The sequence below is a fragment of the Rhodococcus sp. 06-1460-1B genome (genome assembly GCF_002258475.1).
In the GTDB taxonomy this organism is placed as follows: domain Bacteria; phylum Actinomycetota; class Actinomycetes; order Mycobacteriales; family Mycobacteriaceae; genus Rhodococcoides; species Rhodococcoides fascians.
In genome coordinates this window covers 502940-510451 of record NZ_NOYS01000019.1, presented here as the reverse complement: position 1 = coordinate 510451, position 7512 = coordinate 502940, and the positions used below count along the sequence as shown (strand labels likewise).

Genomic DNA, 7512 nt, shown 5'->3' with positions numbered 1-7512 from the left:
CCGGTCGATAACCCTTCGCCACCAACACATTGTCCCGCACCACCGACAATGGGGTGCCTCGACACTCGAGACACCCCACCATCAAAATGCAACAGCCCCCGGAGGGCACATAACCGCACCACTGCCGCAGGCACTCAGGGAATCAGGCGCGCATCTCGGTAACGCTGAATCACCGAGGCGATGGCATCGGGCGTGGAGCGGAAGCCCAGGAAGCCGGCCTTCTTGGACTTGTTCATGTCTGTCAGGCATTCCATGTCGCGGCCGAGGTCACCGTCGGTGTGCCACCACGACGCCAGGCGGGAGACATCGCTCTCCACCAGATCGTGCTTCTCGGCGATGCGCTTCCACGCGGCGGCCGCATCGGACATGCGGGGTTCGAGGGGACGCGGCTCGGTGTCGAAGCCCTCGGGCTCGACGCCGAAGTGCTCGGCGAACTGCGGCCACAGCCAGCGCCAGCGAAAGACGTCACCGTTGGCGATGTTGAACGCCTCGTTGCGCGCGTTGTCGTCGGTTGCGGCCCAGACCATCTGCTCGGCGAGCAGGTCGGCGTCGGTGAGGTCGGTCAAGCCGTTCCACTGGGTTTCGGAGCCGGGGAAGACGAACTTCTCGCCCAGTTCCTTACAGATCGACGCGTAGACGGACAGCGTCAGCATCATGTTCATCGCGTTGCCCACGGCAAAACCGGAGACGGTGTGAGCGCGGTGCACACTCCATCCGAACCCGGATTTGTCTGCGCCGGCGAACAGTTCGTCTTCCTGCGCGTAGTAGAAGTTCGGGGTGTCGAGGCGGTCCTCGGTTTCGTGGAACGGCGTCTCGGCCATCACGGCCTCACCGTATGCATCGAACGGGCCGAGGTAGTGCTTGAGTCCGGTCATCAGCGCGACGTGCTTCACCGAATCGAGGGGGCCGAGAACATCGAGCACATTGCGTAGGGTCGCCGAGTTGACCTCGATGTTCTCCTGCTCGGAGTCCTTCTTCATCCACGCGGTGAAGAACACGACCTCGGGGCGGACGTCCTTCAGCGCGTCTTCGAGGGACTTCGGGTCGAGCAGATCCGCCGCGACCGGCACAACGCCGTCGACGGGGGTATTGCCGCTCCGACTCAGTCCGTAGGTGGTCCAGCCTGCATCGAGTGCTGCGCGGCACAGCGCCTGCCCGGAAATGCCGGTGGCACCGACGATCAACGCGCGCGTTGTGTTCGTAGTCATCGGATCCGGTTACCCACTGGAGCCGATGCAACACGTGACGCTTCACTCACGTCAGGGCCAGTACTTGCTGGACGACGAGCACGATCGCGCCCACGGCCGAGACGGCGATTGCCGTGATACGTAGGCGTCGCCGATCGAGAACTCGGTTGATCACCCGAGAGAGCAGGAACCCCAGAACTGTCGCTGGGGCCAGGAACGCGAACAGCGTGGCGGTGTGGCTGTTGACCGCTCCGGCCACCGTCAACACCGCGATGGAAATGATCGAGCCGACGAGGAAGAAGCAACTCATGGTGCTGCGGAGTTCGGCTCCGGAGTTGCCTTGCCACACCAGAGCCATCGGTGGCCCACCGATGGAGGTGGCGGTTCCCAGAACTCCCGACGCGGCCCCGGCGACGACGAGATTACGTCTGTGCGGCAACGGAACCCAGCCGAACGACGTCAGCGCGACGCCGCCCAGGACCACGAGTGCCAACAGTATCGCCAGCCCGCGTTCGGGCAACAGGACCAGTAGCAGCGCACCCACCACCGAGCCGGGGAGTCGTCCGGCGAGTGCCCATCCGGCTCCCGAGAGATCGAGAGCCGTCCGGTCGCGTACCAGTACGAGCACGCTGACCACGACCGCGAGCATGATCAGCGTTCCCGGTACCAGTCCGGGGTCGACGATGGCCACGATGGGGGCGGCCAGCATGCCCATGCCGAAGCCGATCGACGCCTGCATCGCGGATGCGAAGAAGATCGCGAGGGCGACGACGACGAAGCCGGTGACACTCAGGTGCGTGAGTGTCATGTTCCGGCGGCGACGAGACCGAGATTTCCTGCCACGAGCGGATAATGGCATTCGGCAACATGATCGGCCTCGTCGGCGTCGTGTGCGACGGGTGGTGCGTCGCTCGCGCACAGGTCGGTCGCCTTCCAGCAGCGAGTACGGAAACGGCATCCCGACGGCGGATTCAGTGGCGACGGCACCTCGCCTTTCAGCAGGATCTTGTCGCCGCGGCTCGACGCGTCGAGTGTGGGTGCGGCCGACATCAACGCTGCGGTGTAGGGGTGGGCGGGCCGATCGAATACTGCCTCCGTAGCGCCTGATTCGACGATGCGGCCCAGGTACATCACCGCGACTCGGTCGGCGACGTGCCGGACCACCGAGAGATCGTGCGAGATGAAGACGTAGGAGATGCCGAGTTGCTTCTGCAGATCGTTGAGCAGGTTGAGCACCTGGGCCTGGACCGAGAGATCGAGAGCCGACACCGGCTCGTCGCAGATGATGACGTCGGGGTTCAGTGCCAGAGCGCGCGCGATGCCGAGGCGCTGGCGCTGACCGCCGGAGAACTCCTGTGGGAACCGGTTCTCGTCGCTCGGCCGCAAGCCCACCAGATGCAGCAGCTCACGCACCCGCGCGGAGCGGTCACGTCGAGTCTTGTACAGGCTCTTGTGGGTTCGCCATGGTTCACCGATGATGTCCCCGGCCGTCATGCGTGAGTTCAGTGAACCGTACGGATCCTGGAACACCATCTGTACGCGGCGGCGCCAGGCGAGGAGTTCCTTGCCGCGGAGCGCGAACGGATCCGTGCCGTCGAAGGCGACGGTGCCCGAGTCCGGGCGTTCGAGCATCATCAACGTCCGCGCGAGGGTGGACTTGCCGCAGCCGGATTCGCCGACCAGGCCGAGGGTTTCGCCCCGCCGCAGGTCGAGGTCGATGGAGTCCAGGGCGCGGAGCTTTCCGCGGCCGACGTCGAAGGTCTTGTTCAGGCCACGAACGGTCAACAGTTGCTCAGACATTGCGCGATACCTCGTTCGGGAAGTGGCAGGCCGACAGGCGGCCGTTGCCGACGGATTCGAGCGGCGGGCGGCTACTGATACAGATCTCACGGGCGATGGGGCAGCGTGCTTGGTAGACGCATCCGTCGGGGATCGAGTGCAGATCCGGCGGGGTGCCGCCGATGGATTTGAGATCCTCGCCGCGGACGGCGTGGACGGGGACCGAGTCGAGCAGACCCTTGGTGTAGGGGTGGCGCGGCGATCCGAACACCTCCGAAACCAACCCGGTTTCGACGACGTTGCCCGCGTACATGATTGCCACTCGATCGGCCTCTTCGGCCACCAGAGCGAGGTCGTGGGTGATGAGTACGACGGCCATGTCGTGCTCGGTGCGCAATTCCTTGAGCAGTGCCATGATCTGCGCCTGCACGGTCACGTCGAGGGCGGTGGTCGGTTCGTCGGCCAGCAGTACCGACGGACTCAGGGCCACAGCCATCGCGATCAGCAGGCGTTGCCGCATGCCGCCGGAGAACTGGTGCGGGTAGGAGTCGGCGCGTGATTCGGGCTCGGGGATACCCACGCGGGACATCAGGGCGATCGCTTCGACTCGCGCCTGCTTGGCCGACATACCCCGGTGGATCCGAAACGGCTCGGCCAGTTGAGTTCCCACGGTGTAGACGGGATTGAGTGCGGTCAGTGCATCCTGGAAGACGATGGCCAGTTCTGTGGCCGCGATGGTGCGTCGCACCTTGGTCTTGGCGGTGACCAAATCGACGTCGCCCATCTCCACCGAGCCGCCGGTGATGTCGGCGATCGGCTCGAGCAACCCGACGATGGCCTGTGCCGTCATCGACTTTCCACAGCCGGATTCGCCCAGCAGAGCCAGGGTTTCACCGCGGCGTGCGCTGAAGGTGACGTTGTCGACGGCGCGAATGACGCCTGACGGCGTTCGCAGGTCGACGGTCAGTCCGCGTACGTCCAGGGCGACACTGCCGGTGTCGGGTCGCGCCGACGGTGCGCTGGTTGCCGGTGCGCTCATGAGACGACCTTTCGTGCGGGGATCAGGCGAGACCGCTTGGAGCGGGGGACATTGAGTCGCCACCGCTGCGCGGGATCGGTGGCGATGCGGGCCCAGGCGGCGAGAACGGTGGCCGAGACGGTCGTCAACACGATCGCGAGGCCGGGGAAGAAGGAGAGCCACCAGGCGGTCTGCAGGTAGGTACGGCCCTGCGAGACCATCAGGCCCCAGGAGACGTCGGGCGGCTGAATGCCGATGCCCAGGAAGCTCAGTGACGACTCGGCCAGGATGACGAAGCAGAAGTCCAGGGTCGCGACGGTGAGCAGGGTCGGCAGCAGGATCGGGGCCACATGGCGTCTGATCACCGATCCGCTCTTCGCGCCGAACGTACGGGCAGCGTCCACGAACAACCGACTCTGCAGTTCTGCGGACTCGGCGCGGGCGGTACGCAGGTAGATCGGGATACGCGTGACCGTCAGGACCAGAACGATGTTCGCGGCACTGGGCGAGAAGACGTAGAGCACGACGACGGCCATCAGCAGGGACGGAAAGCTGAGGATGACGTCGGCTACGCGCATCGCCGCGGTCTCGCGCCAACCGCGATGGAAGCCGGCCCACATTCCGATGAACGAGCCAATGATCGCCGAGAGGATCACGGCCGGAATGGCTACCGACAGTGTGGTTCTGCTGGCGACGATCAATCGGGCCAGCATGCTGCGTCCCAATGGATCGGTGCCGAGGATGTTCATCCAACCGGTGTCGAGGGTGAACGGTGGCAGGTTCGAGCGATCGAGATCTTGGTCGGTGGCGGCGTCCCCGACCAACATCGGGCCGAAGATTGCGGTGAGGAAGACCAGCACCAGGATTGCGGCAGCGACGGTGGCGACCCGGTCCCGCAGGAGTAGCTTCCACAGCGGGGCCGACGCCTTGCGGGCTTCCACCGGAGCCGTCGGTGGAACATCCTCCGGCTCGGATGTTTTCGGTGCTTCGAAGTCGAGTGACATGTTCTTAGACCTTCGCCTTGTCGCGAACCCGGGCATCGAGCAGTGCATAGCAGGCATCGATGACGATGTTGAGCACGAAGATGCTCACCGCCGTCAACAACACGGCCGCCTGCAGAACAGCGAAGTCGCGCTGCAGGATGGCGTCGATCATCAGTTTTCCGATACCCGGCCAGCCGAAGATGGCTTCGACGACCACCGCGCCGTTGACGAGTCCGACCATCAGGTCGCCGGCCACGGTCAGCGCCGGTGCCGCGGCGTTGCGCAGAGCGTGGTGGGTGACAACTCGAAGGTCGCCCGCCCCTTTGCTTCTCGCCAATCGAACGTACGGTGCCGACAGTGCCGAGACCATCGCGCCACGGACGACCTGAGTCAGGACGCCGAGCGGTCGAATGAGCAGCGTGGCGATCGGCAACACCCACGAGAGCATTCCGCTGTCCACCCCGGAGGTAGGCAGCCAACCGAACAGGATGGCGAAGACGTAGACGCCCATGATGGCGAACCAGAAGTCGGGAATGGACGCCGCCGTCATCGACAGCAGGCTCGAGATGCGATCGGCGAGCGAGTTCGGCCGGTATGCGGCCCAGCAGCCGATGATCACCGCACCGAGGATGGCGAGGAACATCGTTGCGAACGCCAGCTGCAGCGTTGCGGGGAAGGCGCGCAGGGCCATTGCCGACGCGTCCTCGCCGGTGCGCAGTGACTGCCCGAAGTCGAGTTGTACGACACCTTTGAAGTAGTCAAGCAACTGAGTCAGGACCGGCTGATCGAAGCCGTTGGTGGCGCGGAACGCTTCGCGCTGCGCCTGGGTGGCCGACTCGGGGAGGTACAGGCTGGTGGGATCGCCGGTGAGCCGAGCGAGGAAGAAGACGCCCAGCAGGACGACGAACAGCGGGATCAGGCTGGTGTAGATCCGTCGGCGCAGAAATCTGAACATGTCAGGGCCTCTCGGTCTCGGCGCGGGTCATCGCGGCCAGATGCATTTCGTCGACCGTGGCCGAGTCCGGGGTGTAGTCCACGGAGGCGGCCTTCGCCAACACCCCGTTCATGTGTGCGATGTAGGCCATCTGCATGATGTCCTTCGGCTCGTCCGCGAAGACCTGCGCGTACGCGGCCTGCCTGTCTTCTCCGGTGAGAGCGCCGGCAGCGGCGATCTCCTTGTCGAAGTCCGCTGTGCCGTAGGCACTCTGGAACCCATCACTGGTGAAGTACTGATCGACCGTGAAGGCGGAGTCGCCGGCCTGGTTGCCGTGCTGGATGACCAGCAGGTACGGACCGACGTCCGGGAACGGCCGCTCCTGGTACTCGGCGGTTCCTGCGGCGTCCATCATTTCGATCTTGACGTTCATGCCGATCTTGGACAGCGAGTTCTGGATGACCTCTACTGTCTCGTTGATCTTGGGGAACTGTCCGGTGCGTCCGATCAGGCGGATCTCGGTGTCCACCGGAACCCCGTCGGCACGGGCCTGCTCGATCAACGTCCTGGCCTCGTCCATGTCGTAGGGCCAGGGAGTCAGGTCCTCGTTGTATCCCACGACGCCCTCGGAAATGAGCTGTGCTGCAGGTGAACCGAGTCCGCGGAACAACGCCTTGACGATGCCGTCGCGATTGATGGCGTAGTTGATCGCCTGCCGAACCCGCATGTCGTCCAGTGGCGGTTGCGCGGCCTGCATGCGCAGTGCCGTGGTCTCGTTGTTGGGATAGGCCACGCCGAGGTCGCCTGCACCGTCCTCCGGTCCGACCGACGTGGCGATCTCGGCCTCGCCGTTGGTCACCATCGACGCGCGGACACTGCCTTCACTGCGCCATTGGTATTCGGCCCTGGCGTATTCGGGCTTCGGGCCCCAGTAGGTCTCGTTGCGTACCAGGGAGAGCTTCTGGCCGTAGTCCCACCGCTCGATCGCGAACGGGCCGGTGCCGATCGGTTCGCGTACCCGCTCGGTGTAGCTCGAAGTGCGCGGAACCATTTCCACAAACGAGAGCCGCAGCGGCAGAATGGGATCGGGCTCGGGTGACTGCACCGTCAGCGTCAACGGGTCGACGGCTTTCACCACCAGGTCGGCGTCGCCGAAGACGTATCCCTCGACGTTGCATCCCAGTTCGGAGTTGACGGTGCGGTCGATGGAGAACGCTGCATCCTCGGCTTCGAAGGGGCTGCCGTCGCTGAACGTCACGCCGGGGTGAATGGCGAACGTCCACTCGGTGTCCGAGGTCTGCTCCCACGAGTCCGCCAACTTCGGTTCGAGATCACCCGTACTCGGATTGCGCTCCATCAGCGGCTCGGTGATGTTCGAGCGCGTGACCACTCCGACCGACGTCAGGGATACGTCGCAGGCTTCGAGGGTGGGCGGTTCCTGAGGCAGAACGATGCGCAGGGTGTCTGCGCGGGCTGCGGTTCCGTTGCTCGAGTTCGCGACGGTGCAGCCGCTTGCGATCAATGAAAGTGATAGTGCGCCAACAGCAATAGCGGCGACGCGACGGGTCCGTCCCTGCTGCACGGAGAGTGCAGGGCTCATGGTGGCCTCCA

At 64.8% G+C, this 7512-nt stretch carries 7 protein-coding genes; all 7 read right to left on the bottom strand.

Annotation, left to right across the window (positions count from 1 at the left end; all coding sequences use genetic code 11):
- Positions 1 to 134 precede the first annotated feature (134 nt).
- Genes CH268_RS10565 through CH268_RS10535 form a run of 7 tightly spaced genes read right to left on the bottom strand, consistent with a single transcriptional unit; the run spans position 135 to position 7501 of the window.
- A complete protein-coding gene (locus CH268_RS10565; protein WP_094663775.1) occupies positions 135 to 1208 on the bottom strand; it encodes an SDR family oxidoreductase in 1074 nt (357 codons plus the stop codon).
- A 46-nt stretch (positions 1209 to 1254) separates the two neighbouring features.
- Positions 1255 to 1995, bottom strand: a complete 741-nt coding sequence (locus CH268_RS10560) for a sulfite exporter TauE/SafE family protein (RefSeq protein ID WP_080731235.1) — start codon at positions 1993 to 1995, stop codon at positions 1255 to 1257.
- Positions 1992 to 2987, bottom strand: coding sequence for an ABC transporter ATP-binding protein (locus CH268_RS10555; RefSeq protein ID WP_027495302.1), 996 nt, complete (start codon positions 2985 to 2987; stop codon positions 1992 to 1994). Before CH268_RS10555 ends, CH268_RS10560 begins: the two co-directional genes overlap by 4 nt.
- Entirely contained in the window at positions 2980 to 4005 is a 1026-nt protein-coding gene (locus tag CH268_RS10550) for an ABC transporter ATP-binding protein (protein ID WP_094663773.1), read from the bottom strand. The genes CH268_RS10555 and CH268_RS10550 overlap by 8 nt, the downstream gene beginning before the upstream one ends.
- Entirely contained in the window at positions 4002 to 4988 is a 987-nt protein-coding gene (locus tag CH268_RS10545) for an ABC transporter permease (protein ID WP_032387567.1), read from the bottom strand. The genes CH268_RS10550 and CH268_RS10545 overlap by 4 nt, the downstream gene beginning before the upstream one ends.
- Before the next feature lie 4 nt (positions 4989 to 4992).
- The gene (locus CH268_RS10540; RefSeq protein ID WP_094663771.1) at positions 4993 to 5922 is read right to left on the bottom strand and encodes an ABC transporter permease; all 930 of its coding nucleotides are present in this window, start codon (positions 5920 to 5922) and stop codon (positions 4993 to 4995) included.
- Position 5923: 1 nt separating this feature from the next.
- Positions 5924 to 7501 carry an ABC transporter substrate-binding protein gene (locus CH268_RS10535; RefSeq protein ID WP_094663769.1) on the bottom strand — a complete coding sequence of 526 codons (1578 nt, stop codon included), beginning with the start codon at positions 7499 to 7501 and terminating at the stop codon, positions 5924 to 5926.
- Between the last annotated feature and the right edge of the window lie 11 nt (positions 7502 to 7512).